The organism is Pantoea sp. GbtcB22 (assembly GCF_019091025.1).
Classification (GTDB): Bacteria; Pseudomonadota; Gammaproteobacteria; order Enterobacterales; family Enterobacteriaceae; genus Pantoea; species Pantoea leporis.
In genome coordinates, this window is record NZ_JAGXKB010000001.1 from 959,636 (window position 1) to 981,801 (window position 22,166).

General features: G+C 55.5%; 26 protein-coding genes. 12 read left to right on the plus strand and 14 right to left on the minus strand.

Translation table 11 applies throughout. The features are described from left to right. Window positions 1–7: 7 nt before the first annotated feature. From flgK to flgB, 10 genes are all read right to left on the minus strand, one after another. Window positions 8–1,651: a flagellar hook-associated protein FlgK gene (flgK, locus tag KVT28_RS04500; protein WP_101760844.1), complete on the minus strand. Its 1,644-nt coding sequence runs from the start codon at window positions 1,649–1,651 to the stop codon at window positions 8–10. A gap of 118 nt (window positions 1,652–1,769) precedes the next feature. Further along, complete coding sequence (flgJ, locus tag KVT28_RS04505; protein ID WP_192413667.1) at window positions 1,770–2,711, minus strand: flagellar assembly peptidoglycan hydrolase FlgJ; 942 nt, start codon at window positions 2,709–2,711, stop codon at window positions 1,770–1,772. Beyond that, entirely contained in the window at window positions 2,711–3,817 is a 1,107-nt protein-coding gene (locus tag KVT28_RS04510) for a flagellar basal body P-ring protein FlgI (RefSeq protein WP_101760846.1), read from the minus strand. Before KVT28_RS04510 ends, flgJ begins: the two co-directional genes overlap by 1 nt. 12 nt (window positions 3,818–3,829) lie before the next feature. Beyond that, on the minus strand, window positions 3,830–4,540 hold the full coding sequence (locus KVT28_RS04515; RefSeq protein ID WP_097094260.1) for a flagellar basal body L-ring protein FlgH: 711 nt from the start codon (window positions 4,538–4,540) through the stop codon (window positions 3,830–3,832). A 60-nt stretch (window positions 4,541–4,600) separates the two neighbouring features. Next, on the minus strand, window positions 4,601–5,383 hold the full coding sequence (gene flgG, locus KVT28_RS04520; protein ID WP_007885801.1) for a flagellar basal-body rod protein FlgG: 783 nt from the start codon (window positions 5,381–5,383) through the stop codon (window positions 4,601–4,603). A gap of 17 nt (window positions 5,384–5,400) precedes the next feature. Further along, window positions 5,401–6,159, minus strand: coding sequence for a flagellar basal body rod protein FlgF (locus tag KVT28_RS04525; protein WP_101760847.1), 759 nt, complete (start codon window positions 6,157–6,159; stop codon window positions 5,401–5,403). A 20-nt stretch (window positions 6,160–6,179) separates the two neighbouring features. Further along, window positions 6,180–7,469 (minus strand): flagellar hook protein FlgE, encoded by a 1,290-nt coding sequence (gene flgE, locus KVT28_RS04530; RefSeq protein ID WP_217546982.1) that lies wholly within the window; start codon window positions 7,467–7,469, stop codon window positions 6,180–6,182. 25 nt (window positions 7,470–7,494) lie between these two features. Continuing rightward, window positions 7,495–8,166 (minus strand): flagellar hook assembly protein FlgD, encoded by a 672-nt coding sequence (flgD, locus tag KVT28_RS04535; protein WP_110865917.1) that lies wholly within the window; start codon window positions 8,164–8,166, stop codon window positions 7,495–7,497. Between the two features lie 12 nt (window positions 8,167–8,178). Further along, the gene (gene flgC / locus KVT28_RS04540; protein WP_064740862.1) at window positions 8,179–8,583 is read right to left on the minus strand and encodes a flagellar basal body rod protein FlgC; all 405 of its coding nucleotides are present in this window, start codon (window positions 8,581–8,583) and stop codon (window positions 8,179–8,181) included. Window positions 8,584–8,585: 2 nt separating this feature from the next. Beyond that, on the minus strand, window positions 8,586–8,999 hold the full coding sequence (gene flgB, locus KVT28_RS04545) for a flagellar basal body rod protein FlgB (protein WP_008103091.1): 414 nt from the start codon (window positions 8,997–8,999) through the stop codon (window positions 8,586–8,588). 153 nt (window positions 9,000–9,152) lie between these two features. Between flgB and flgA the strand changes: the two genes are divergently transcribed. The 3 genes from flgA to flgN all read left to right on the plus strand — a co-directional run bounded on the left by flgA (window position 9,153) and on the right by flgN (window position 10,660). Continuing rightward, the gene (gene flgA / locus KVT28_RS04550) at window positions 9,153–9,812 is read left to right on the plus strand and encodes a flagellar basal body P-ring formation chaperone FlgA (protein WP_101760850.1); all 660 of its coding nucleotides are present in this window, start codon (window positions 9,153–9,155) and stop codon (window positions 9,810–9,812) included. Between the two features lie 105 nt (window positions 9,813–9,917). After that, entirely contained in the window at window positions 9,918–10,223 is a 306-nt protein-coding gene (gene flgM, locus KVT28_RS04555; RefSeq protein WP_101760851.1) for a flagellar biosynthesis anti-sigma factor FlgM, read from the plus strand. Window positions 10,224–10,228: 5 nt separating this feature from the next. Next, complete coding sequence (flgN, locus tag KVT28_RS04560; RefSeq protein ID WP_101760852.1) at window positions 10,229–10,660, plus strand: flagellar export chaperone FlgN; 432 nt, start codon at window positions 10,229–10,231, stop codon at window positions 10,658–10,660. A gap of 284 nt (window positions 10,661–10,944) precedes the next feature. On the opposite strand, the gene murJ is transcribed toward flgN, so the two are convergent. From murJ to rimJ, 4 genes are all read right to left on the minus strand, one after another. Next, window positions 10,945–12,483, minus strand: a complete 1,539-nt coding sequence (gene murJ, locus KVT28_RS04565; protein WP_101760853.1) for a murein biosynthesis integral membrane protein MurJ — start codon at window positions 12,481–12,483, stop codon at window positions 10,945–10,947. 121 nt (window positions 12,484–12,604) lie between these two features. After that, entirely contained in the window at window positions 12,605–13,525 is a 921-nt protein-coding gene (locus KVT28_RS04570; RefSeq protein ID WP_101760854.1) for a Gfo/Idh/MocA family protein, read from the minus strand. Between the two features lies 1 nt (window position 13,526). Continuing rightward, entirely contained in the window at window positions 13,527–14,168 is a 642-nt protein-coding gene (locus KVT28_RS04575) for a DUF480 domain-containing protein (protein ID WP_101760855.1), read from the minus strand. 15 nt (window positions 14,169–14,183) lie between these two features. After that, a complete protein-coding gene (gene rimJ / locus KVT28_RS04580) occupies window positions 14,184–14,777 on the minus strand; it encodes a ribosomal protein S5-alanine N-acetyltransferase (protein ID WP_101760856.1) in 594 nt (197 codons plus the stop codon). A gap of 245 nt (window positions 14,778–15,022) precedes the next feature. Between rimJ and mdtH the strand changes: the two genes are divergently transcribed. From mdtH to KVT28_RS04625, 9 genes are all read left to right on the plus strand, one after another. Beyond that, on the plus strand, window positions 15,023–16,225 hold the full coding sequence (mdtH, locus tag KVT28_RS04585) for a multidrug efflux MFS transporter MdtH (protein WP_101760857.1): 1,203 nt from the start codon (window positions 15,023–15,025) through the stop codon (window positions 16,223–16,225). Window positions 16,226–16,314: 89 nt separating this feature from the next. Then, window positions 16,315–16,962 (plus strand): glutaredoxin 2, encoded by a 648-nt coding sequence (gene grxB / locus KVT28_RS04590; protein ID WP_192234315.1) that lies wholly within the window; start codon window positions 16,315–16,317, stop codon window positions 16,960–16,962. Window positions 16,963–17,073: 111 nt separating this feature from the next. Beyond that, window positions 17,074–17,637, plus strand: coding sequence for a lipoprotein (locus KVT28_RS04595; RefSeq protein WP_101760859.1), 564 nt, complete (start codon window positions 17,074–17,076; stop codon window positions 17,635–17,637). Window positions 17,638–17,772: 135 nt separating this feature from the next. Continuing rightward, the gene (pyrC, locus tag KVT28_RS04600) at window positions 17,773–18,819 is read left to right on the plus strand and encodes a dihydroorotase (RefSeq protein WP_101760860.1); all 1,047 of its coding nucleotides are present in this window, start codon (window positions 17,773–17,775) and stop codon (window positions 18,817–18,819) included. A gap of 68 nt (window positions 18,820–18,887) precedes the next feature. Continuing rightward, window positions 18,888–19,133: a DNA damage-inducible protein I gene (dinI, locus tag KVT28_RS04605; protein ID WP_101760861.1), complete on the plus strand. Its 246-nt coding sequence runs from the start codon at window positions 18,888–18,890 to the stop codon at window positions 19,131–19,133. A gap of 143 nt (window positions 19,134–19,276) precedes the next feature. Beyond that, window positions 19,277–19,546, plus strand: a complete 270-nt coding sequence (locus KVT28_RS04610) for a hypothetical protein (protein ID WP_101760862.1) — start codon at window positions 19,277–19,279, stop codon at window positions 19,544–19,546. Window positions 19,547–19,824: 278 nt separating this feature from the next. Next, window positions 19,825–20,079 (plus strand): biofilm formation regulator BssS, encoded by a 255-nt coding sequence (gene bssS / locus KVT28_RS04615; protein ID WP_008103119.1) that lies wholly within the window; start codon window positions 19,825–19,827, stop codon window positions 20,077–20,079. Window positions 20,080–20,185: 106 nt separating this feature from the next. After that, on the plus strand, window positions 20,186–21,301 hold the full coding sequence (solA, locus tag KVT28_RS04620; protein ID WP_101760863.1) for an N-methyl-L-tryptophan oxidase: 1,116 nt from the start codon (window positions 20,186–20,188) through the stop codon (window positions 21,299–21,301). 292 nt (window positions 21,302–21,593) lie between these two features. Beyond that, window positions 21,594–22,166, plus strand: coding sequence for a cytochrome b (locus tag KVT28_RS04625; RefSeq protein ID WP_110865908.1), 573 nt, complete (start codon window positions 21,594–21,596; stop codon window positions 22,164–22,166).

Here is a 22,166-nt window from a genome sequence, read left to right on the forward strand (position 1 = left end):
TCTCCAATTAGCCACGAATGCCCATCAAGGCATTAAAAATAGTATTTGCTGTTTGCAGAACCTGCGCATTCGCCATATAAAACTGCTGGTACCTGGTAAGGTTGGCATACTCTTCATCAAGGTTCACGCCGGACACTGACTGCTGACGGTCACTAAGCTGAGTAACCACATTCTTCTGCGTGGTACTGGCGGTTTCAAGGGTGCTAGTTTTATTACCTACTGTACTGACCAGGCTGGCGTAAGCTTGCGAGATCGTCGCATTACCGTTCACTAACTTTTCATCTTGCAAAGCCAGCAGTTTTTGCGCGTTTGTATTATCACTTTCACCGCTGGTTGCGCTGGATGCCGCAGCAATTTGCGACTCATCGGTGATCGCGACCGACATGCCCGCAATGACGTTCTGGACCGGTTTGACCAGGAAACTGTCTTTCGCGTTAGGCGCGGGTGAGGTGCTCACCGTCAGTTTCAGGCCATCAAAGTTGAGGGTGCCGTCGGTCGCATCTGGCGTAACGCTAAACTTCACGTTGTCGGACATGCGGGTCACCGACCAGTTGCTGCCATCATAACTTACGGTGTAGTTAGAGGCTTTCATCGCGCTGGTGTCTGACCATGCCGCCGTAACGGTAGCCGCTGAGGTATTTTTGCTGTTACCCACTACGGTTGGCGAACCGATATTAAAGAAGTTGCCCCCCTGGTCGCCGTTGCTGTCATAACCTTCGCTGTGCACGGTATTGAAGCTGGTGGTGAACGCTGCCGCTAACTGGCCGAGCTGATTTTGCGCGGTATCCAGATCCTGGGTGCGGAACGCCAGCAAACCGCCGAGTGAACCGGTGGTTAGCGTCTTCTCAGGGATCTCAACGTTACCTGCCTGCTTATCGACATAACCGACAGTGGTACGTGTTGAATCGCTGCTGGACGGCATCGCCACTAAGCTGGTGGAGTTTTTACCATTCACCAACGTCACACTGCCCATCGAGACAATATAGCTGCCGTCCTGCTGGGATACGTTCACGCCCACCACATTGTTCAGGCTATTCACCAGCTGATCGCGCTGATCCAGCAAATTGTTCGGCGCCGCGCCACCGCCGGTGGTCAGCTTGGCGATCTGGCTGTTCAGGTCGGCAATCTGGCTGGTGAAGGTGTTGATCTGATCGACGTTCGAGGCAATATCCGTGTTAACGCTATTTTGCATATTGTTGAGATATTGCGCGGTGGTCTGGAATTGGTTCACCAGGCCTTGGGCGTAGCTCAGCATTGACTGACGCGCCGACGGGTCGTTGGCGTTACTCACCACGTTCTGCACGTTGGTGAAGAAGCTTTGGATTGAGGTCGACAAGCTGGTGGTCGACGTCGACAGCAGATCGTCAATGTTGGAAATTTGGTTGTATTGCGTGTTCACCGCGCTGTAGTTGGCGCTGGAGCCGCGCAGTTGGGCGGTGATGAACTCGTCATACTCACGCTGTACGCCGGAGAGCGTGACACCGTTGCCGTAATAGCTGTTGCCCTGCAAGGTGCTGTTCGACTGCGACAAAATCGCCGTCTGACGCGAATAGCCCGCTACCGTGTAATTACTGATGTTGTTACTGGTGGTGCTTAATGCAGCCTGTGCGGCGCTCAGCCCACTCATCGCTGAGTTAATTATGCTGGACATCTCGGTTCCTTAATTTCCCGTTAACCGGGCTGGCAGTCATCAGTGCGATTGCGCGGACGAGAACGCCCGCGGCATGTGATTGTTATCGGCGTGCTTAAGTGAAACTTGAGAGCAAAAATCAGAACAAATCGGTGATGTCGTTGCTGTACGCCTTCACCACTTTTTCGCCCATGTTTTTGAATTGCTGGATCATTCCCACCAGTTTCTGCGCATACTTTGGATCGGTGGCGTAACCGGCGGCCTGCAAGGCACGCGCGCCCTGCTCGGCACTCGGTGCGTTGGCAACGGCGGCATAACGAGGATTATTGGACAGCAGTTTGACGTAATCGCTGAGCGCTTCCATATAGGAACCATACACACGGAAACTGGCGCGCACTTTTTTCGCTGCCCCGCCTTCGTATTCGGTGGTCATGATATCGGTGGTTTCGCCCTTCCAGTCGCCGCTCGCCTTGATGCCAAACACGTTGTAACTCGGCTTGCCGTCACGCGTCAGAATCTGTCGCTGGCCCCAGCCGGATTCCAGCGCGGCCTGCGCCAGAATCAGGTGATGCGGAATACCGCTCTGCTGGCTGGCGACCTGCGCCGGCTGCGCCAGCTGTGCGATAAAGTCGTTGCTGTCGCTCGGCAAACTGCTGGGCGAGACCGGCAAACGCGGCACCGCTTTACGCACCATCTGCTCCAGCTGATTCGACGGCAGGTTGCTATAGATGAAGCTGTTATCCAGCTTCATCGGCACCGTACCGGCGGTTTCGTCCGGCTCCTGAGCGGGCTGCATCTGCTTAACAATGATATCGGCCATGCCGAGACCACGTTTGCCGATGTCCTGCGCAATCTGCTGATCGTACATCGAGGTGAAAAGCCGCGTCTGATCGTTGCTCAGCAGGCCATCCTGCGGCAGCGCTGCACGCATGCTTTTCATCATCATCTGCACGAACATCCCTTCCACCTGTTTGGCCACCTGCATCGCCTTCCCTTTCGGGTCGGCGGCGGCTTCGCGTTTCAGGTCGTTCAGCGAGCGGCTGTCGTACGCCGCATTCACCAGCGATTGCGTATCGTTCATCAGATAATTTCCAGTTTGGCGCGCAAGCAGCCTGCGCTTTCCATCGATTGCAAAATCGACATCAGCTCAATCGGTGACGCACCCAGCGCATTCAGCGCACGCACCACGTTATTGAGGTTGGCGCTGGCGTTAACCCGTTGCAGCGCGCCGCCACTCTGACGCAGATCGATCTGGGTATTGTTGGTGGTCACAGTCTGCCCACCCGCCAACGGCGTATCCGGCTGACTGACGTTCTGCTGCTGATTGACGGTAACCGACAGATTGCCCTGCGCCACCGCACAGGTGTTCAGCGTCACTTCGCGGTTCATCACCACCGAACCGGTACGTGAGTTGATAATCACCTTGGCATCTTCGAGCGGCACCGCAACATCAAGGTTCTGAATTTCGGCCAGCAGACGCACCTGAGAACTGTTATTCGGCGAGACGCGAATCTGCACGGTACGGGCATCCAGCGGCTGCGCCGAACCAATCCCACGGCTGTTGATGGCGTCGGCAATGCGCTGCGCCATGCTGAAGTCTTCGTTATTCAGCTGCAGGTTAATGGTGTTCTGGCTACCAAAGTTGCTCTGCAGTTCACGCTCTACCGTGGCACCGCCGGTAATGCGGCCACCGTTCAGCTGGTTAACCTGCACGCTGCTGCCACCGGCAGAAGCGCCGGCACCGCCGACCAGAATGTTACCCTGCGCCAGCGCATAAACCTGGTTATCGACGCCTTTCATCGGCGTCATCAGCAGCGTACCGCCGCGCAAACTCTTGGCGTTACCCAGCGAAGAAACCACCACATCAACGGTTTGCCCCTGACGCGCAAAGGTTGGCAGCTTGGCGGTCACCATCACGGCCGCTACGTTTTTCAGCTGCATATTGGTGCCAGCCGGCACAGTAATGCCGAGCTGGGAGAGCATGTTGCTCACGGTTTGGGTGGTGAACGGCGTTTGGGTGGTCTGGTCACCGGTACCATCAAGGCCCACCACCAAACCGTAACCGATCAGCTGGTTGTCGCGCACGCCCTGCACGGAGGTCAAATCGCGGATGCGGTCAGCATGCGCCAGTAAGCTGAAACCGAGCAGCATGCCAAGGCTCAGGCGGAGCAGAGTCGTCATATTCATTGTTACTACCTCTTACATCGGCGAGACGTTCAGGAAGAAACGCTGGAACCAGCCCATCGTCTGCGCTTCATTGATATAACCATTTCCGACGTACTCAATACGTGCATCGGCCACCTGCGTTGACAGCACCGCGTTGCTGGCGCTGATGGTGCGTGGGTTAACCACGCCCGAGAACCGGATAAATTCGGTGCCCTGGTTAATTTCGATCTGTTTCTCACCCACCACGCGCAGGTTGCCGTTCGACAACACCTGATTGACGGTGACGGTGATGGTGCCCGTAAAGGTGTTGTTGGCCGTCGCGCCACCTTTACCGGCGAAGTCATTTTTGCCATTGGCATCCAGCGTGGCTTTTTCGCCACCAGCACCCACCAGACCGCTCAGGCCGGTTGGCACACCCGTCACACCAAAACTGTTGCTGCCATCGCGGCTGGCATTGGCCGAAGAACTTTTGCTGGCGCTGACGTTTTCCTGCAAGGTGATCGTCAATGTATCGCCAATGTTGCGTGGACGACGATCCTCAAACAGCGGCTGATAGCCGTAGTTCAGCGGTGCGACGCCCTGAAAAATGGAACCGTTCACCACCGGCGGTGCGGATGGCGTCGGCTCTGCCGTAGTCGATCCCTGTACCAGTGGTGTGCGCGGTACCAGCGCACAACCGTTAAGCGTGAGTAGCAGCGTGGCTACCAACCAATGACCAGGCTTGAGAATCACTTGCTTCGCCACTTTTTGACCTTCTTCATGTTGCTTAATCAGGCCAGCGGAGCTGGCCCAACGACACCAGCATTACAGCTGGGTTAACTTCGCCAGCATCTGATCGGAGGTGCTGATCGCTTTACTGTTGATCTCGTAGGCGCGCTGCGTCTGAATCATGGTGACCAGCTCTTCCGCCACGTTGACGTTCGAGGTTTCGACATAACCCTGATACAGCAGACCCGCGCCGTTCTGGCCTGGCGTACTCTGCGTCGCCGCACCGGATGCCTGCGTCTCCTGATAGAGGTTTTCACCCTGGCTGTTCAGGCCCGCATCGTTCATGAAGGTGCTCAGCGTCAGCTGACCGACCTGCGCCGGATTGGTCTGGCCCTGCTGCGTCACGCTCACCACGCCATCGCGCGAGATCGTGATGCTGGTGGCGTTGGCCGGAATAGTGATGCCTGGCTGTACCGGATAACCGGCGTTAGTCACCAGCTGACCGTTCTGGTCAACCTGGAATGAACCATCACGGGTATACGCCGAGGTGCCGTCCGGCATCTGCACTTCGAAATAACCCTGGCCGTTGATCGCCACGTCTTTTGAGTTGCTGGTCTGCGACAGGTTACCCTGCTGATGCAGACGTTCAGTGGTGACAGGACGCACACCGGTACCGATCTGCAAACCAGACGGCAGCGTGGTTTGCTCTGACGACTGCGTGCCCGGCTGACGCAGGGTTTGGTACATCAAATCTTCGAATACCGCGCGCGAACGTTTAAAGCCGTTGGTGCTTACGTTCGCGAGGTTGTTGGAGATGACGTCCATGTTGGTTTGCTGAGCGTCAAGACCGGTTTTGGCGATCCATAAAGAACGAATCATGGTGTTTTCCTTACGCCTTAGCTGCTCATGTTGAGCAAGCTGTTAGCTTTTTGTTCGTTTTCATCGACGTTGGAGATCACTTTCATCTGCATCTCAAAACGTCGGGCGTTGGCGATCATATCGACCATGGTTTCCACCGGCTTGACGTTACTGCCTTCCAGCACGCCGGGCATCACCGTCATGGTGGCATCATTTGCCAGCGCAGCGCCGCGCGTCGCCTGGGTTTGCTGATTAGGACGGAACATGCCGTCATCACCGCGCTGCATCTCTTTACCGGTGGCGCGCACCAGCTTCAGGCGACCAATCTGCACCGTGGCATTGGGTGCATCACCGGCGTTACGCGAGGTGATGGTCCCGTCTGCCGCGATGGTCAATTCAGCGCCTTGCGGGATGGCGATCGGACCCCCATCGCCCATTACGGGATTGCCCTGAATAGTCAAAATACCGGTCGCGCTGATCTGCATATTGCCGTTGCGGGTATAAGCTTCGGTACCGTCAGCGGCACGCACTGCCAACCAGCCGTCCTGCGCAACGCCCACATCCAGCGTGCGGCCGGTGTTGTCCATCGAGCCCGGTGACATATCGGCGCCCGGCGTGGAAGCGGCAACCAGCGTACGCGTCGGCAGCGACCAGCCGCTGACCGGCACCGCGCGCAACGCGTTGAGCTGAGCACGAAAGCCCGGCGTTGAGGCGTTGGCGAGGTTGCTGGCCGTTACCGACTGCTGATCCAACGTCTGACTGGCCGCGCCCATGGCGGTATATATTGCGTGATCCATAAAGCAATCCCGTTAGCGAATTAACGTAAGTTAACCAGGGTGTTAAGAATCTGGTCCTGAGTTTTAATGGTCTGGCTGTTGGCCTGATAGTTACGCTGCGCAACGATCATGTTCACCAGCTCTTTGCTCATATCGACGTTGGACGCTTCCAGCGCACCTGAAGTCAGGTTGCCGTAAGTACCGGTGCCTGCCAGACCAGTTGCGGCCTGACCTGATGAGCTGGTGGCAGACCAGACGTTGTCACCTTCAGACTTCAGACCTTCCGGGTTAGAGAAACTCGACAAGACAATTTGTCCCAGAAGTTGGGTTTTCTGGTTGGAGTAAGTGCCGGTAATGGTGCCGTCATCATTGATGGTGTAGCTGGTCAGATCGCCAGGCTGATAACCGTCTTGCGTTGGGTTACCAAAAGTGGTCGCACCGGTGTTTTGCTGCAGGCTACCCAACATGCTCAGGCTGATGTTCATGCCATTCGCCCCGTTGGTGCCGTCCACAACCAGGTTTGCCAGGGAAGCGCTGGTGGTCGTGGTATCCGGAATCGCAGTGCCTGGATTGGCCGGATCGTCAATCATTTTTGATACGCCGGTCAGTTTACCGTTGGCATCAAACTTCATCTGGTAGCCCAGGTTGTCACCGCCCGCAGTATTACCAACTTCATTACCGGTGGTGGAGTCAACCATATGCACGGTCCAGGTGTTATCCGCCGTTTTGATGTAGTACATGTCTAACTGGTGATCGTTACCCTGCGTGTCGTACACCGTCATGGTGGTTTTCGCGTTGTAGCTATCAACGTTGGACTTATCAAACGGGGTGACGGTCGGGGTGGTGCTGGTGGAGTTCAGGTTGGCAACCTGGGTAGCAGTTGTTGTTGCACGTGCCCCCATCTGCGTGGTTGGAATACTCAGCGCCACTGGGTTGGCACCGGTCTGAATGGTTGGCGGTGTGCCGCTGGCCGGATAGCCGGTGACATTCAGACCCTGGGTGTTCACCAGGTTACGGTTGGCATCCAGCGTGAACTGGCCGTTACGGGAATAGAACACGCCGCCGCTGGCGTCGGTCATGCGGAAGAAACCGTTGCCGCTCAGTGCCACATCCAGTCCACGACTGGTTGACGTTGTACTTCCATCACCAAAGTCCTGAATGACGGCGGCAACTTTGGTACCCAAACCCACGTTAGAGCCGGCAAACATATCGGCAAAAGCAATGGTGCTGGATTTAAAACCGGCTGTGGCGGAGTTGGCGATGTTGTTACCAATCACATCCAGATTGCTGGAGGCAGCATTGAGGCCGCTCACCGCTTGTGAAAAAGACATGTAATCTCTCCTGCTAAAAGGTTAATCAGAGAATCTGACGAATTTCATCGAGGGTTGCGGAGCCCATGGTGCCGAGATCCAGTTTTGTGGTGCCATCAGTGGTGCTGACGCCATTGACGTAGGCATAGTTCAGCGGCTGCGCCACCAGTTGCGTGCTGCCATTGCTGGCGGCCAGCGAAACAGAATATTTGCCATCCGCGGCGGTAGAACCGTCATCCAGCTTGCCGTCCCACGAGAAGGTGTGGACGCCAGAGCTCAGTTTGCCGAGGTCAATGGTGCGGACCGTGGCGCCGTTACTGTCTTTAATCGTGACACTGGTGGCCGTGGACGCTGTCGCCAGCTCAATGCCAAACGGCGTAGTCGTACCGCTGCCCACCAATACCTGCGAACCATTGACCATCACACCGTGACCAATCAGCGTTGAACTCTGCAGCGACTGGCTGGTAGTGATCTGGCCGGAGATAGATCCCAGCGTGGTATTCAGCTTTTCAATACCGCTCAGGGTGTTGATCTGTGCCAACTGCGTGGTGAGCTGGCTGTTATCCATAGGATTAGTGGGATCCTGGTTTTTCAGCTGCGCCACCAGCATGTTCAGGAACTGATTCTGCAGGTCGGCGGAAGAGTTACCGCTCGAAGCGCTACTGGAGGTCAGTACCGTTGGGTCCAGACTGTCTTTAATTCCTACTGCTACGCTCATATTCGTTCTCCGTTACTGACCGATAGTGAGAGTTTTCATCATCATTGACTTCACCGTGTTCAGCACTTCAACGTTGGCCTGGTAGCTGCGCGACGCGGACATGGTGTTAACGGTTTCGGACACCACATCAACGTTTGGCATCTTGACGTAGCCCTTCTGATCCGCCAGCGGATTGCCCGGGTCGTACACCAGTTTTGCCGGGGTAGGATCGTTCACCACGCCAGCGACCTTCACGCCACCGGTGGCTGCACCTTGTGCGGCGTCGGTCTGGAAAATCACCTGCTTCGCCACGTAAGGCTGGCCATCTGGGCCGGTCACGCTGTCGGCGTTGGCCAGGTTACTGGCGCTGACGTTGAGGCGCTGTGATTGCGCTGTCATCGCAGAACCGGCGATATCAAAGATATTCAGCAATGCCATGCTTATTGCCCCTGCAGAACGCTCATCATGCCTTTGATCTGGCTACTGATGAGGGTGAGATCGGTTTGGTATTTCAGGCTGTTATCAGCAAACTGCGTACGTTCGCGATCCATATCCACGGTGTTGCCATCCGCGGCGGGTTGATCGGGAATGCGGTACAGCAGATCCAGTGACGGCTGAGAGTTGGTTTGCGCTTCAATGTGGCGTGAGGACGTCACATTCAGCGCCAGACTGCTGCCTTCGGCGCGACCGTTTTGCATCACCTTGCTCAGCTGACTGGCAAAGTCGATATCCCGCGCCTGGTAGCCCGGGGTATCGGCGTTGGCAATGTTTGACGCCAGGATTTCCTGACGCTGAGCACGTAGGTTTAACGCTTCAGTACCAAATCGCAGCGCGGCATCGAGTTTGTCGAGCATGCTTCCTCCGCGAATGAGAATTTCGAGCTGACAGCTTAAGTGGACAAATGCAAGGGTGATCGTCTGAATAGCAGCAAAAATGACGGCTATTTTTGACATTGATTTTTTTGCGCGAGGCGTAGACTCAGTGCCATCTTCTCGTCAGGAGGCGTTATGCGCAGATATTCCACCTTGCTAGCCACACTTTTGCTGGCACTGGCGCTACCCAGCTCTGCTGCGGACCTTACCGCGCAGTTGACCCAATTTTTTAAAGCGCGCGACCCACAACATGCCGCGGGCATGACGGTGGTGGTGCGTACGCCACAGGCGCAGTGGCCAAACTGCGAAACCCCTGAACTGCAGCTACCGGGCAATAGCCGTCAGTGGGGCAACATCAGCATCGCCGCCAACTGCGACCAAAATCGTCGTTTCCTGCAGGTTCAGGTGCAGGTCACCGGGCAATATCTGGTGGCGAGCCGTCAGGTGGCGCGCGGCAGCAATCTCAGCCCGACGGACGTGCGTCTGGCAACCGGACGTCTCGATGAACTGCCAGCACGCGCATTGATGGACAGCAGCGGCGTCATCGATGCGATCGCACTACGCGATATCCCGCCAGGACAGCCGGTAACCGCCACCATGGTACGTCAGCCGTGGCGCGTGAAAGCCGGTCAAAATGTGATGGTAGTCGCCAGTGGAAACGGGTTTAATGCCAGCAGCGAAGGACGTGCGCTGAACAACGCCAGCGCGGCACAAATGGTGCGCGTGAGGATGGGAAATGGTCAGGTTGTCAGTGGTCGCGTCGACGCGGATGGGAATATTCTGATATCGCTATAAAGCGTTAAAGAACCCTGTTGTTCTGCCGATAGAGATATCAACAAAGACATTACCCTATGCTGACTCAGTTGGCTGACCCCCAACTGACCTTACAGGAGCCTTACCATGAGCATCGACAGAACGCAGCCTACGAATCCGGTTAGCACTGTTCAAACACGCGACAATAACGATAACAGCAGCAAAGTGCGTCAGAGCGCGACGCCCGCAGCCAGCACCACCAGCGAAAGCGGTGCGGAAGTGAAGTTGAGTACCGCGCAGGCGCAACTGATGCAGCCTGGCAGCAAAGATATTAATACAGCGCGCGTTGAGCAGCTGAAGACGGCCATTCGTAATGGCGAATTGAAAATGGATACCGGTAAGATCGCCGACGCGCTGATCGCCGATACCAAGGCGTATTTAGAGGGTAACTAATCCCAATGGACCATCTGCTGATCACCTTAGACAAAATGCAGGACGTGCTGACATCCCTTGCGGTGGTAATGGATGAGGAACAACAGCAACTTTCTGCCGGCCAGATCAATGGCAACCTGCTGCAGCGTATTTCTGAAGATAAAAGCGCGCTGCTGACGACGTTGAATTATCTGGACGAGATGCGCCGCACCACCGAGAAAACGCTCGGCACGCAGGCGCCCTATGGTGATCACAGCGATCGCGAAAGCCGCTGGATGCGTATTCAGCAGCACACGCGCCGCTTGCGCGATGCCAATACGCATAACGGGATTTTGTTGCAGCATCAAATCGGCTACACCAATGAAGCATTGGCGGTGTTGCGACCCCACCAAACCCAGGCGTTTTACGGCCCGGATGGTTTGGGTAAAGGTCAGGCGACGCTGAGTCGTAAAGGGTAGAAAAAAGTGGGTTTGAAGAGGCTGCTATCTTTTGGGATGGCGGCCTTTTTGTTGTGTGCGGGACCTACAGCATCTGCCGCTGCCGGGCGGTCCTCGCGCCGCTTACGCGGTACCTTCAGCTTCAACGTTGTGCCGACGTACCGTTCGGGATCGGGCTTCCTGCCCGGCCCGAACTGAGCCCCGCATCCATGCGGGTCTCTCCTGGCCCACCGTTTACGCTTCAGCGCTGCGGATTGCCCTTACGCAGCGGCAGACGCTGCATGTCCATTAAGAGAGTGCGGCCTTTAAACCAGCGTGCGTCGCGCGAAGTCGCGCGGGCGGAAGCCGAGCAGACCAAGCATCACAAAGTATGCGCCGCCGCCAATGGCGCAGACCGCCGCCAGACGAATCAGGCGCCACCACATCTGCCCCTCTTCCCATGCCGGCATCACCTGCAGAATGCCAAACAGCGCTGCGGCCATTACCACTACGGCAATCAGCAAACGGGTCAGGAAACTGAACCAGCCAGGCTGCGGCTGGAAGATATCCTGCTTACGCAGTTGCCAGTACAGCAGCGCAGCATTCAGGCAAGCGGCCAGACCGATCGACAGCGACAAACCGGCATGTTTGAGCGGGCCGATAAACGCCAGGTTCATCAGCTGCGTCACAATCAGTGTCACGATGGCAATTTTCACCGGAGTTTTAATGTCCTGACGAGAATAGAAGCCGGGTGCCAGCACTTTCACCACGATCAGCCCCATCAAACCCACTGAATAGGCAATCAGCGCGCGCTGCGTCATCAGGGCATCAAACGCGGTGAACTTGCCGTACTGGAACAGCGCGACCGTCAGCGGCCCGGACAAAATGCCCAACGCCACTGCGCTCGGCAACGCCAGCAGGAAGCATAGACGCAGGCCCCAATCCATCAACCGTGAATACTCTTCCTGATTACCGCTGGCAAAACTCTTCGCCAGCGAGGGCAGCAAAATGGTGCCCAGAGCCACGCCCAGCACGCCGGAAGGAAACTCCATCAGGCGATCGGCGTAGTACATCCACGAAACCGAACCGGAAACCAAAAAGGAGGCGAAAATGGTGTTGATGATCAGTGAAATCTGGCTCACCGACACGCCGAGGATCGCCGGCCCCATTTGACGCATTACGCGCCACACGCCCGCATCGCGCAGATTCAAACGCGGTAAAACCAGCATGCCAATCTTCTTCAGGTGCGGCAGCTGATAGAACAGCTGCAACACGCCGCCGACCACCACGGCCCACGCCAGCGCCATCACCGGCGGATTAAAATGCGGCGCAGCGAAGACAGCAAAACCAATCATGCTGATGTTCAGCAGCGTCGGCGCAAACGCCGGCACGGAAAACCGGTTCCAGGTATTGAGGATCGCGCCCGCCAGCGAGGCCAGCGAGATCAGCAAAATATAGGGAAAGGTGACGCGCAGCAGCGCGCTGGTTAAGGCAAATTTATCGGCGGTATCGGCAAAGCCTGGCGCCGTCACCACAATAACCCAGGGCGCAGCGATCATCCCTAACACGGTCACCACCGCCAGCACCAGCGTCAGTAATCCGGAGACGTAAGCGACAAACACGCGCGTGGCATCTTCACCCTGCTTGCTTTTATATTCCGCGAGGATCGGCACGAACGCCTGAGAAAACGCGCCTTCAGCGAAGATACGGCGCAGCAGGTTCGGCAGTTTGAAGGCAACAAAGAAGGCATCGGTTGCCATTCCTGCGCCGAAAACGCGCGCCACAATGGCATCGCGGGCAAAGCCCAGTACGCGGGAAAACAAGGTCATCGAACTGACCGCAGCCAGCGATTTCAACAAATTCATATTGAGTGGCGCATCCTGAAAAGTGTCGGAGAAATGAGCGACTTAGCGCGGACATCCCGTGATGTCCGGCGATAGTCTACTGCCACGGCGGGAAATGACCAGCATTGAGTGTTACAAGGAATTATTCACGTTCGGCATCGCGCCACAATTTTTCCACCAGACGCTGCGCCGCCAGCGCCTGTTCGCCACTGGTTTCAGGCATCGTCTGATTTTCAACACACTGAATGAAATGGTGCGCTGCGCCGCTGAAACCGCGCTGAGTAAGGTGGCTTTGCCACGCGGGCGGCACATCACGCACCATGCCGCCGCGGTTTTCCTGCTGCCAGTCGCGCATCTCGTTAATTTCGATGTAATCACCGTCGCAGATGGCGCTGACGACTTCGCGTTGCGTCCCGGCGCGACGATGCATGCTGGTGGTGATTTGCAGCGATCCGGCGGAGAAATGGTGTTCGGCGTACAGCATCGCGCCATCATCATTGGTCTCAATGTGCCCTAACTCGCGCGTCAGGCTGCCGCCCGCCAGCCACAGCGCGGTGTCCACCACGTGCAGATAATCGTCCAGCAGGGTAAAACGCAAATCCTGTGGACCCACGCTATCCGCGCGGTGCTTTTCAATGCGCAGCGAGGCGGCGCGTGACATGTCACTTTTCAGCTGCTGATAACGCGGCGCAAAGCGGCGGTTAAATGCCACCATCAGCTTGCGCTTCTGCTTGTCCGCCAGCGCCACCAGCGCTTCGGCCTGTTGCAGCGTTTCGGCTAACGGTTTATCGACGCACACATCTTTGCCCGCCAGCAGCAGCGCTTTAACCACTTCGTAATGGCTGGCGGTGCTGCTGTGAACAAACACCGCATCACTGGCGGCGGCCAGCGCATCCAGTTGACCAAAATAAGGTATGCGATAGCTATCGCAGATCGGTTGCGCCTTTGCCTGATTGGGCGAAAACGCACCCGCTAATTGCCAGCCGCTGGCTTGCGATAAAACCGGCAGCCATGCTTTCTGCGCGATACCGCCCAATCCTACAATGCCAATACGCAATGTCATATTAGTGCTCCTTTTGCAGCAGCTGTTGCAGTTGCGACTGCAACTCAGCAACCGTTTCTTCAAGTTGCGCGACACGCGCGGTTAAATCGCCGTTGTCACTGACGCTTTCTGCGCTGGCCGCGTCTTCCTCTACTTCGCCACCAAAAAGATGCATATAGCGGCTTTCACGTTTGCCCGGTTCGCGCGCCAGTCGCACCACCATTGGGCCATCCTCGCGCGTGCTTAAACCGATAAGCGTCTGCTCGACTTCATTCATATCGCTGAATTCATGCAGACGACCGCTGCGGGTGCGCAGTTCGCCCGGCGTCTGTGCACCGCGCAGGAACAGCAGCGTCAGCACGGCGACTTCAGCGCTATTCAACTGCAGATTGCCGAAAGCGGAATTGCAGAAGCGCTGTTCATACTTGCTGACGCGTTGACCGAAGCCGTTATTGGCGGTCACCAGATGCTTTTTCACCAGCTCATCAAGCTGCGCTTGCACCTCCATCTCGCTGAGATTGAGCACCGGTTCGCGGTTAGATTTCTGATTACAGGCGGTGACAACGCCATTAAGGGAGAGCGGATATTGATCCGGCGTGGTGACCTGCTTCTCCAGCAGGCATCCAATCACGCGCAATGCCTGCGCGGATAAGGCCATTTTCATTGAGGTGATCCCTTATTATTGTCCACGACGATCCGGGGTCCACTCCCGGCAGGTCAACGCGGTGAGTACATGATCCTGCCAGCGCCCATCGATCAGCAAGTAATCTTTGGCGTAACCCTCTTTTTCAAAACCAAGACGCGCCAGCAGATCGCCACTGCGCTGATTGTGCGGCATATAATTAGCCATTATGCGGTGAATACGTTGCTGGCGTTGCATATAGCGAAGGGTGGTAGTGAGCGCTTCAAACATCAGTCCCTGACCTTGCCACTTCTCGCCCAGTGAATAGCCGAGATAGCAGGCGTGAAACGATCCGCGCAGCACGTTGCTGTAATTCGCCACACCACGCACTTCGGTCTCTTCCGGGTCCATCAGCACAAAATAGTAGGCTGAGCCCTGTTTATGCATGTCGGCGATCAGTCCGAGGCGCGCTTGCCAGCCCGAAGGATAACAATGGCTCTCGTCGCGCACCGGTTCCCACGGCTTGAGAAACGCACGATTTTCAGCGTAATAATCCGCTAATCGCCAGGCATCGCGTTCGTGTACTAAACGCACCACTAAGCGATCGGTAGTGAGGCGCACGCGTGGGCCAGCAGAACGATAGCCAAACATCATGACTCCTGAAATCCATAACTTAAGAAAGATGTACGCCAGCGGCGATACTCCTCACTATAACCGTCACCCCGCTTGCGGTAAAACCCTTGAACGCGTTCCTCAGGATTCATCCTGATTTAGGATTAATATTTCTGCGGATTCGATGAAAAAATATCATCCTGAGAAAGCTGTTTTTCGCCGCTGAGCAGGCGGAAAATAGACCAATTGGTCTCTTATCTCCTCTCATTTGCTCAGGAATTAGCATGTCTCGGGTTGCGCGGGCACGACGCCTCGGTAAAACATTTCTTTTAGTGGATAACATGCTGGTTGTGATGGGCTTTTTCGTGGTGTTTCCCCTCATTTCCATCCATTTTGTCGAACAGCTGGGCTGGGCCGCGTTGATGGTCGGTATTGCGCTTGGCTTGCGCCAGTTCGTCCAGCAGGGATTCGGCATCTTCGGCGGTGCGATTGCCGACCGTTTTGGTGCGCGTCCGCTGATCGTCACTGGTATGCTGATGCGCGCGGCGGGTTTTGCCTGCATGGCGCTGGCGCATGAACCCTGGCTGCTGTGGTTTGCCTGTTTGCTTTCCGGCCTTGGCGGCACGCTGTTTGATCCGCCACGCAGCGCGCTGGTTATGAAACTGGTACGCGCACGCGATCGCGGCCGCTTCTTCTCCCTGCTGATGATGCAAGACAGCGCCGGTGCCGTGCTGGGCGCGCTGATTGGTAGCTGGCTGCTGGCGTGGGATTTCCGTCTGGTGTGCTGGGTTGGCGCGGCGGTGTTTGTCACTGCTGCGCTGTTTAACGCCGTTTGGTTACCGGCGTGGCGCATCTCAACCGAACGCATTGCGATGCGTGAAGGGATGCAACGCGTCTGGCAGGACAAGCGTTTTCGCCTGTACGTGCTGACATTGACCGGCTACTACATTCTCGCCGTGCAGGTGATGTTGATGCTGCCGGTGATGGTGAATCAGGTAGCCGGGGCGCCTGCTGCGGTGAAGTGGATGTACGCGATAGAAGCGCTGCTGTCATTAAGCCTGCTCTATCCGCTGGCGCGCTGGAGCGAAAAACGCTTCCGCCTCGAAACGCGTTTGATGGCCGGCTTGTTCCTGATGACGTTCAGCCTGCTGCCGGTTGGCATGACCGATTCGCTGCCGTCGCTGTTTATGCTGATCGCCCTCTTTTATCTGGGCTCAATCATCGCGGAACCGGCGCGAGAAACGCTCAGCGCTTCGCTGGCCAGTTCACGTGCGCGCGGCAGCTATATGGGCTTCAGCCGACTCGGCCTCGCGATTGGCGGTTTGATCGGCTACTCCGGCGGCGGCTGGATGTTCGATATGGGCCAGCAATGGGCGCTGCCGGAACTGCCGTGGATGCTGCTGAGCAGCGTTGGCATGATCACCCTTTTGGCGCTTTGGTGGCAGTTCCAGCCGCGTTCGGTGGCACCAGCGATTTTCAGCAGCTAATTTGCCCCCGCCAAAGATCTCTTCCATACTTCCCGCACGTCCGGAAAAAGGGTGACCTCTGTCACCCTTAGAACCACAGGAGAAACGGGATGAAACTCTACATCTACGATCACTGCCCTTTCTGCGTCAAAGCACGCATGATTTTCGGCTTAAAAAATCTGCCATTAGAACTCATCGTTATGCTGAATGACGACGAGCAAACGCCGAAAAAATTGATCGGCCAGAAAATGGCGCCGATTCTGCAAAAGGCCGACGGCAGCGCTGTACCGGAAAGTATGGATATTGTGCGGCTGGTAGATAAATACGATCACCAACCGCTGCTTAATGGCAAAAGCAACCCTGCGATCAGCGACTGGCTGCGCCACGTGAATGGCTACGTCAATAAGCTGCTGCTGCCGCGCATCGCCGATGCCTCCTTCGCCGAATTCGCTACGCCGGAAGCGCGTAGCTACTTCAGCGAGAAGAAGCAGGCCAGCGTGGGCGATTTCAGCGAGTTGCGTAAACACGCGCCGGGCTTAATCAAAAACATCAGCGACGATCTGCGTCAGCTCGACAAGCTGATCGTCAAACCCAATGCGGTAAATGGCGAACTGTCGGAAGATGATATTCATCTTTTCCCGCTGCTGCGCTCCTTAACGCTGGTCAACGGCATTGAATGGCCAAGTCGCGTTGCCGATTATCGCGACAACATGGCGAAACAAACCCAGGTTAATCTGCTCTCCTCCATCGCCGCATAATCTTCATCCCTGAGAGGCGCTGCGGCGCTTCTCATCTCTCTCCTGGTGACACATGCCGCTGATTCAGGCAGGCTATCGCTGTTTTGCCGTTTCGATCAGGATGAGGACAATATGAAAAAGGCGCTTACCGGGCTTTTCGCTCTGCTTTTTGCCGTGCTACTCAGCGGCTGTAACCAATTGACGCAATACACCATCAGCGAACAGGAAGTGAATCAGGCGCTGCAAAAGCGCAATAACTTCGAAAAAGATATCGGCGTTTCCGGGCTGGTGAATGCGCACATTGTGCTGAGCGATCTCAACAGCCAGATTGGCCGTGAAGAACCCGGCAAAATAACGCTCTCGGGTAAAGCCAACATCAATGTCAGCTCGCTGTTTGGTCCGCAGCAGGCCGAAATGCTGCTGAAGATGAAGGCGCAGCCGGTTTACAACGCACAGGAAGGCGCGATTTATCTGCATGACATGGAGATTGTCGATGCGCAGGTGCAGCCAGAGAAAATGGCGTCGATTATGAAAACCCTCACGCCGTATCTCAATGAGTCGCTGAAGCGCTACTTTAATGAGAGACCTGCTTATGTGCTGAGTGCAGACCGCAGCAAAGGCGAAGCGCTGGCGAAGAAACTTGCTAAAGGAATTGAAGTGAAACCGGGCCAATTGGTGATTCCGTTTACAGATTAATCCGCGCAACCGCACCTTCCGGTGCGGTTTTTGTTTGTCACAATAAAATCCCGTGCAAACGGTTGCCCACATCCTTATGATTACTCCCCGGCCTAAACGTGCCTCTCGTTTTCTTCTCAGCCGGAGTCTTTTTGAATGACAGCCCAACCTCAGCACATTACCATCCGCCGCCCTGACGACTGGCACATCCATCTGCGCGATGGCGCGATGCTTAACGCCGTACTGCCTTATACCAGCGCAGTAAATGGTCGTGCGATTGTCATGCCAAACCTGGTTCCACCGGTTATCAGCGTGGCCGCTGCCGTGGCGTATCGCGAGCGCATCATGGCTGCGTTACCTGCTGAGCACGCTTTTACTCCGCTGATGACCTGCTATCTCACCGATTCACTTGATCCCGATGAGATCGAGCGAGGCTTCCGTGACGGCACTTTTACCGCCGCCAAACTCTATCCTGCGCACGCCACCACCAACTCCAGCCACGGCGTGACCAACATCGCCGCCATCGCTAAGGTGCTGGATCGCATGCAGCAGATCGGCATGCCAATGCTGGTGCACGGCGAAGTGACCGATTCTCACATCGATATTTTTGATCGCGAAGCGCGCTTTATTGAAACCGTGTTGGAACCGCTGCGTAAACAGTTCCCGGCGCTGAAAGTGGTGATGGAGCACATCACCACGAAAGAAGCGGCGGAGTATCTGGCAGCCGGTAATGATCTGCTGGGCGCCACAATTACGCCACAGCACCTGATGTTCAACCGTAACCACATGCTGGTGGGCGGCGTGCGTCCGCATCTTTACTGCCTGCCGATTCTGAAGCGCAATATCCATCAGGAAGCGCTGCGTAAGCTGGTTGCCAGCGGGAATCGTCGCGTATTCCTCGGTACCGATACCGCGCCACATCTGCGTCACCTCAAGGAAGCCAGCTGTGGCTGCGCCGGCGTGTTTAATGCGCCGACCTCATTGCCGGCGTACGCCACAGTGTTTGAGGAGCTGAATGCGCTGGAACATTTCGAAGCCTTCTGCTCGGAGAACGGCGCGAACTTCTACGGTCTGCCGCTGAATGAAGGCACGCTGACGCTGGTGCGAGAATCCTGGCAGGTTGAAGAGAGCATTGCGCTGGCGGATGACACGCTGGTGCCTTTCCTTGCCGGTGAAACGCTGAACTGGCGCATCAAAGAATAATTATCTGCTGCTTGCCTTCGGGAAATTTATACTGTACAAATAAACAGTATATTATCCCGGAGGCTTCTATGCGTGTTGAAATTACCGTAGCAAAAACTTCGCCCCTTCCTGCGGGTGCACTGGATGCACTCAGCGTCGAACTGGTTCGTCGCATTACGCAGGATTTCCCCGACGACGATCATCACGTCAAAGTGCGTTATGCCGGCGGCAACCAACTCAGCGTGTTTGGTGGCTGTAAAGAGTCACGCGAACGCATCAGCGAACTGTTACAAGAAACCTGGGAAAGCGCTGACGACTGGTTCAATAACGATTAACTGCCACTGTGCCGTTTTTGCCGGGTATCGCTATCCGGCTTTTTTGTTTTTATTTCCCTCTCGCCAGAAAAACTTCCTGCATCTAGACTCATGTTAAACGATCCCCTATTCTTGCCTCGTCATGCTTACAGGAGGTGTTTTACATGACTACTGAAAAACCAGAAGAGGCGATGACCTTCGGAGAATTGCTGGCATTTATTGCTGAGCAACAGCGCCGCTTAACCGTATTAGAAAATGCGTTTGCCACCTTGACCTTCTGTCTCGACGATCGCGCCAATCAGTTGCTGGTCCACAACCTGACGCTGGAAGCGCAAAACCAGAACCATGACGAGCAGTTACAGCAGCATTTTACCCGGCTGGCGGAAGAGATTCAGAAACGTCACGGCCTGCTGCCGGTCGAGCCACACTCATAAAAGTGCCCCCTTTTTCGGCCTAAAGTTTTCCCTTATAAAAGCCGATAACTTCGTCAGTGTTGCCAGTAATAATTCCAATAAAATGCCTGATGCTGCGGGCATTTTATTATTCGATTAAACGGCAATGTTAACCGCGTTTATTTTTACTCTGTTTAGGTTCGTCATACCTTTTAACTATTGTACCCGCTATTTCATGTTATAATTGTTTCGCTAGTGCACGATACAGCCGCATTGAACCTCAAGAAGCACTTCGTTTAACGAGTAATACGGAGGTTATAATGGACAGAAATAAAGACGTCATCCAGACTCATCCGTTGGTAGGATGGGACATCAGCACCGTAGACAGTTATGACGCCATGATGATTCGCCTGCACTCGCTCTCCTCGCAGGGGCAGAAAGAAGAAGAAGCTGACGTGGGTCCGACCTACTGGCTGACTACCGACGTAGCCAGACAGTTCATCTCTCTACTCGAAGCTGGCATTGCAAAAATAGAGTCTACCGAGCAGTACCTACGCGACAATCAAAAGCATTAATTTCTACTATCGCGTGAAAGGGCACCCAACAGGGTGCCTTTTTCATGGGCGCTCTCTTTTGATATGCTGTTGAAAAATTTCGCTGTTTTGCTGGAGTGATGTCGTTATGGTTTATGATCTGATTGTGGTGGGAAGCGGTTCGGTCGGCGCAGCAGCCGGGTTTTACGCCACGCAGGCTGGCTTATCGGTGCTGATGATTGATAGCGCCCATCCGCCGCACAGCCAGGGCACACATCATGGGGAAACCCGCCTGATTCGCCATGCGTATGGTGAAGGTGAACGCTACGTGCCGCTGGTGCTACGCGCACAGAAACTCTGGGATGAGCTGGAACGCCAGAGCGGCGAGCGCATCATGCATCGCAGCGGCATCCTCAACTTAGCGCCCATCACCTCCTCCTTTATTCAAAATGTTATCGATAGCGCGAGAGCGTGGCAGCTGGATGTGAAAATCCTGCAAGCCGATGAAGTGCGCGCGCGCTGGCCGCAGTTCACGGTGCCGGATGGCTACATCGGCGTGTACGAACCCAACTCCGGCTTCCTCAAATGTGAGCAAGCGGTGCGCAGCTGGGTGCAGCTGGCGGAACAGGCCGGTTGCGCGCAGCTGTTTAACTGTCCGGTGACAGAGATAGGTCGTGACGGCGATCTGCAGCAAGTCACCACCAGCGATGGCATTTTCCGCGCGCGTAAACTGTTGGTCAGCGCCGGTACCTGGGTGAGCCAGTTGGTCGCCGATCTGCCGGTTGCGCCCGTGCGCAAAGTTTTCGCCTGGTATCAGGCAGATGGTCGCTACAGCGAGAACAATAAATTCCCCGGCTTTACCGTGGAGATGAGCGATGGCAGCCACTTTTACGGCTTCCCGGCGGATAACAACGCGCTGAAAGTGGGACGTCACGATGGCGGACAGCTGATGCAAACGCCGGCCGATCGCAAACCTTTTGGCAGCATCGCGGTAGACGGCAACGAATCTTTTAGCTTCCTGCGTAAATTCCTGCCGGGCGTGGGCGTCTGTTTGCATGGCGAAGCCTGCAGCTACGACAATACGCCGGACGAAGATTTCATTATCGATACGCTACCGGGCGAACCTAATCGTCTGATCATCACCGGCTTAAGCGGACACGGTTTCAAATTCGCCAGCGTGCTGGGTGAACTTGCCAGTGAATTTGCGCAGAACAAACCGTTCTCTTTCGATATTGCGCCTTTCTCGCTCGCGCGATTTAACTAAACCATACTTGCCGGTACTAATCCTGTGCCGGCGAAATTGACACAAACTGACAGTTAATTACCTATATCAACATTCAGCGCCGCGCTATGCCGCATTTGGTGTAGTGAATATGCAATACTTCGCAATAAGCCCCGCCTTTTAAGCTATCCCTTCAATTATTCTGACTGAGTTTTAATTAAATCCTCATTTATTCCGAAGATGATTTTCAACTTTATAGAAAAGTAAGGTTAATTGATCTTTCATTGCAAAATGTAGATGCTCATTACCACTTATTTCATTCCAGGTGATTTTAATGTGGCGTAATTCCACACAGCATTTCGGCGCTGTCTCGATTTTATTGCATTGGCTTATGGCGCTGGTTATTTACGGCATGTTCGCGCTGGGTTTGTGGATGGTCGGATTGGGCTATTACGATGGCTGGTATCACGATGCGCCCGAAATTCATAAAGGCATCGGCATTCTGCTGTTCGCTGCGCTGCTGCTGCGCCTCGGCTGGCGTTTTATTTCACCGCCGCCCAAACCGTTGGCGAGTTATTCGCCCGCCGTACGACGCAGCGCTACCGCCGCGCACTGGCTGTTATACGGCTTACTGTTGGTGCTGCTGTTCACCGGTTATCTCATCTCCACCGCCGATGGCAAACCGATCTCCGTATTTGGCTGGTTCGCGGTTCCCGCCCTGTTCAGCGGTGCCGCGCAACAAGCGGATCTGGCGGGTGACATTCATCTTTGGCTGGCGTGGGGTTTGGTGCTGATCTCAGCACTGCACGCGCTGGCAGCCCTGAAACACCATTTTATCGACCGTGATGTGACACTGAAAAGGATGTTGGGTTACCGCATCCCGTTAATCTCTGAAAAGGAAAAGTAA

Coding starts and splice junctions, on each gene's coding strand:
- bssS (WP_008103119.1), top strand. CDS start 19,825: ATGGACAGAAATAAAGACGTCATCCAGACTCATCCGTTGGTAGGATGG.
- flgN (WP_101760852.1), top strand. CDS start 10,229: ATGGACCATCTGCTGATCACCTTAGACAAAATGCAGGACGTGCTGACA.
- dinI (WP_101760861.1), top strand. CDS start 18,888: ATGCGTGTTGAAATTACCGTAGCAAAAACTTCGCCCCTTCCTGCGGGT.
- flgB (WP_008103091.1), bottom strand. CDS start 8,999: ATGCTCGACAAACTCGATGCCGCGCTGCGATTTGGTACTGAAGCGTTA.
- KVT28_RS04625 (WP_110865908.1), top strand. CDS start 21,594: ATGTGGCGTAATTCCACACAGCATTTCGGCGCTGTCTCGATTTTATTG.
- flgC (WP_064740862.1), bottom strand. CDS start 8,583: ATGGCATTGCTGAATATCTTTGATATCGCCGGTTCTGCGATGACAGCG.
- flgG (WP_007885801.1), bottom strand. CDS start 5,383: ATGATTCGTTCTTTATGGATCGCCAAAACCGGTCTTGACGCTCAGCAA.
- KVT28_RS04595 (WP_101760859.1), top strand. CDS start 17,074: ATGAAAAAGGCGCTTACCGGGCTTTTCGCTCTGCTTTTTGCCGTGCTA.
- solA (WP_101760863.1), top strand. CDS start 20,186: ATGGTTTATGATCTGATTGTGGTGGGAAGCGGTTCGGTCGGCGCAGCA.
- KVT28_RS04610 (WP_101760862.1), top strand. CDS start 19,277: ATGACTACTGAAAAACCAGAAGAGGCGATGACCTTCGGAGAATTGCTG.
- flgD (WP_110865917.1), bottom strand. CDS start 8,166: ATGAGCGTAGCAGTAGGAATTAAAGACAGTCTGGACCCAACGGTACTG.
- rimJ (WP_101760856.1), bottom strand. CDS start 14,777: ATGTTTGGCTATCGTTCTGCTGGCCCACGCGTGCGCCTCACTACCGAT.
- KVT28_RS04575 (WP_101760855.1), bottom strand. CDS start 14,168: ATGAAAATGGCCTTATCCGCGCAGGCATTGCGCGTGATTGGATGCCTG.
- flgA (WP_101760850.1), top strand. CDS start 9,153: ATGCGCAGATATTCCACCTTGCTAGCCACACTTTTGCTGGCACTGGCG.
- KVT28_RS04510 (WP_101760846.1), bottom strand. CDS start 3,817: ATGAATATGACGACTCTGCTCCGCCTGAGCCTTGGCATGCTGCTCGGT.
- mdtH (WP_101760857.1), top strand. CDS start 15,023: ATGTCTCGGGTTGCGCGGGCACGACGCCTCGGTAAAACATTTCTTTTA.
- flgM (WP_101760851.1), top strand. CDS start 9,918: ATGAGCATCGACAGAACGCAGCCTACGAATCCGGTTAGCACTGTTCAA.
- KVT28_RS04570 (WP_101760854.1), bottom strand. CDS start 13,525: ATGACATTGCGTATTGGCATTGTAGGATTGGGCGGTATCGCGCAGAAA.
- flgK (WP_101760844.1), bottom strand. CDS start 1,651: ATGTCCAGCATAATTAACTCAGCGATGAGTGGGCTGAGCGCCGCACAG.
- pyrC (WP_101760860.1), top strand. CDS start 17,773: ATGACAGCCCAACCTCAGCACATTACCATCCGCCGCCCTGACGACTGG.
- murJ (WP_101760853.1), bottom strand. CDS start 12,483: ATGAATTTGTTGAAATCGCTGGCTGCGGTCAGTTCGATGACCTTGTTT.
- flgE (WP_217546982.1), bottom strand. CDS start 7,469: ATGTCTTTTTCACAAGCGGTGAGCGGCCTCAATGCTGCCTCCAGCAAT.
- grxB (WP_192234315.1), top strand. CDS start 16,315: ATGAAACTCTACATCTACGATCACTGCCCTTTCTGCGTCAAAGCACGC.
- KVT28_RS04525 (WP_101760847.1), bottom strand. CDS start 6,159: ATGGATCACGCAATATATACCGCCATGGGCGCGGCCAGTCAGACGTTG.
- flgJ (WP_192413667.1), bottom strand. CDS start 2,711: ATGAACGATACGCAATCGCTGGTGAATGCGGCGTACGACAGCCGCTCG.